The 3,233-nt window shown below is 51.3% G+C and carries 2 rRNA genes; both read right to left on the reverse strand.

From position 1 onward, the window contains the following. Positions 1-2 precede the first annotated feature (2 nt). A 5S ribosomal RNA gene (rrf, locus tag H6G75_RS32625) occupies positions 3-119 on the reverse strand. Between the two features lie 127 nt (positions 120-246). Further along, positions 247-3,071 (reverse strand): 23S ribosomal RNA (locus H6G75_RS32630). Between the last annotated feature and the right edge of the window lie 162 nt (positions 3,072-3,233).

Below are 3,233 nucleotides of genomic sequence, written 5' to 3' on the forward strand. Positions count from 1 at the left end.
AGACCTGGCGCCGAGCAATTGTGGCAGGAGGCGACCCTCCAACTATCGTAGCCGCAGCAGCGTTTCACCTCTGAGTTCGGGATGTATCAGTGTGGTTCCACCGCGCCATAGGCACCAGGAAAACTTGTCGATTTTGGATTTGGGATTTGGGATTTTAGATTGGAATGAGCAAAGCAAAATCTAAAATTTAAAATCTCAAACTCACAAAACCCTGAAGACTGCAAGAAACGCGATTTACCAAATGTAGAGGTCAAGCCCTCGGTCTGTTAGCACGGCTCGGCTACATACATTACTGCACTTCCACCTACCGCCTAAGAACCTGTGTTCTACAGGTGACCTTACCCACTTAAAGTGGTGAGAACACTCATCTTGAGGTGGGCTTCCCACTTAGATGCTTTCAGCGGTTATCCGCTCCGCACTTGGCTACCCAGCGTCTACTGTTGGTACAATAACTGGTACACCAGCGGTGCGTCCTTCCCGGTCCTCTCGTACTAAGGAAGGCTCCTCTCAATGTTCTAACGCCTGCACCGGATATGGACCGAACTGTCTCACGACGTTCTGAACCCAGCTCACGTACCGCTTTAATGGGCGAACAGCCCAACCCTTGGGACGTACTTCCGCCCCAGGTTGCGATGAGCCGACATCGAGGTGCCAAACCTCCCCGTCGATGTGGACTCTTGGGGGAGATCAGCCTGTTATCCCTAGAGTAACTTTTATCCGTTGAGCGACGGCCATTCCACTCTGCGCCGTCGGATCACTAAGGCCTACTTTCGTACCTGCTCGACTTGTCGGTCTTGCAGTCAAGCTCCCTTTTTGCCTTTACACTCGCCGCACGGTTTCCAAGCGTGCTGAGGGAACCTTTGCGCGCCTCCGTTACCTTTTAGGAGGCGACCGCCCCAGTCAAACTGCCCACCTGAAACTGTCCTTCTACCGGATCACGGTAGTAAGTTAGAATCCTAGCTTCGCCAGAGTGGTATCTCACCGTTAGCTCCACACTCCCCACAAGGAGTGCTTCACCGCTTCCCACCTATCCTGCGCAAGCGAAGCCCGGACACCATTCCAGGCTACAGTAAAGCTTCATAGGGTCTTTCTGTCCAGGTGCAGGCAGTCCGTATCTTCACAGACATTCCTATTTCGCCGAGTCTCTCTCTGAGACACCATCCAGATCGTTACGCCTTTCGTGCGGGTCGGAACTTACCCGACAAGGAATTTCGCTACCTTAGGACCGTTATAGTTACGGCCGCCGTTCACCGGGGCTTCGGTCGTCAGCTTCATGTTGCCACTAACCAACTTCCTTAACCTTCCGGCACTGGGCAGGCGTCAGCCCCCATACTTCCTCTTTCGAGTTGGCGGAGACCTGTGTTTTTGGTAAACAGTCGCCTGGATCTCTTCACTGCGACCCACTCTCGTGGGCACCCCTTCTTCCGAAGTTACGGGGCCATTTTGCCGAGTTCCTTAGAGAGAGTTATCTCGCGCCCCTTAGTTTACTCAACCTCCCTACCTGTGTCGGTTTCGGGTACGGGTACGATATGTTCATCACATGACCAGCTTTTCTTGGCACTATCTTTCACTACTCGGAGTTCGTAAACCCCTCCCAAACCAATTAGGGTGTAGCTATTTTTTATGCGTCCCTTGTCATGCTCCCATATCATAGTCAGGGAATCTTCACCCTGTGTCCATCGACTACGCCGTTCGACCTCGCCTTAGGACCCGACTCACCCAGAGCGGACGAACCTGGCTCTGGAACCCTTAGGGTTTCGGGGCATTGGATTCTCACCAATGTTTGCGCTACTCAAGCCGACATTCTCACTTCCGTTTCGTCCACAGCTGCTCGCCGCTACTGCTTCTCCCTACTACGGAACGCTCCCCTACCGATTAATTTTTACTTAATCCCACAGCTTCGGTACATCACTTAGCCCCGTTCATTTTCGGCGCAAGACCGCTTGACTAGTGAGCTATTACGCACTCTTTCAAGGGTGGCTGCTTCTAGGCAAACCTCCTAGTTGTCTATGCAGTCTCACCTCCTTTATCACTTAGTGATGATTTGGGGACCTTAGCTGGTGGTCTGGGCTGTTTCCCTCTTGACAATGAAGCTTATCCCCCACTGTCTCACTGGCAACGTGTTCTCTGGGTATTCTGAGTTTGTCTCGATTTGGTACCGGTCTCCCAGCCCGCACCGAAACAGTGCTTTACCCCCCAGGTATATTCGTTACCGCTGCGCCTCAACACATTTCGGGGAGAACCAGCTAGCTCCTGGTTCGATTGGCATTTCACCCCTAACCACAGCTCATCCGCCGATTTTTCAACATCGGTCGGTGCGGACCTCCACTTGGTGTTACCCAAGCTTCATCCTGGCCATGGTTAGATCACCAGGGTTCGGGTCTATAAACACTGATTACCGCCCTTTTCAGACTCGGTTTCCCTTTGGCTCCAGCATTCTCGCTTTAACCTACCAGTGCCTATAAGTCGCCGGCTCATTCTTCAACAGGCACGCGGTCATCCGTTTAATCGGACTCCCACTGCTTGTAAGCTCACGGTTTCATGTTCTTTTTCACTCCCCTTCCGGGGTTCTTTTCACCTTTCCCTCGCGGTACTTGTTCTCTATCGGTCACACAGTAGTATTTAGCCTTACGAGATGGTCCTCGCTGATTCACATGGGATTCCTCGTGCCCCATGCTACTCGGGATTCAGCTTCTATCCTTGAGTTTTCAACTACAGGACTTTCACCTTCTTTGGTGCAGTATTTAGCTGCTTCATTTAACCGCTAGATTCGATATTGCTGTCCCACTACCCCAAAAGGTAAACCCTTTGGTTTAGGCTCTTCCCCTTTCGCTCACCACTACACAGGGAATCTCTTTTGATTTCTTTTCCTCCAGCTACTAAGATGTTTCAGTTCGCTGGGTTGGCTCTTTCCTGTCTATATATTCAACAGGTAGTACATAGGGTTTCCCCATTCGGACACCTCCGGCTCAATGTTTGCTTCCAACTCCCCGGAGTATTTCGTCGGTAACCACGTCCTTCTTCGCCTCTGTGTGCCTAGGTATCCACCATGAGCCCTTTTTCGCTTGACCACAATCAATACACTTGGCTTTCTCCATGCAAACACTTTCATCTTCATGTCTGTGTCTGCCTGCTTTTATTCGCGTTTCTATGCAGTTTTCAAGGTTCTGGCTAGGATTCTCTCCCAGCATTCTAACCACTCGCAAGCGTTAGGTGCTGAACTCTATTTCCTT

Source organism: Nostoc sp. FACHB-280 (assembly GCF_014697615.1).
GTDB lineage: Bacteria > Cyanobacteriota > Cyanobacteriia > Cyanobacteriales > Nostocaceae > Nostoc_B.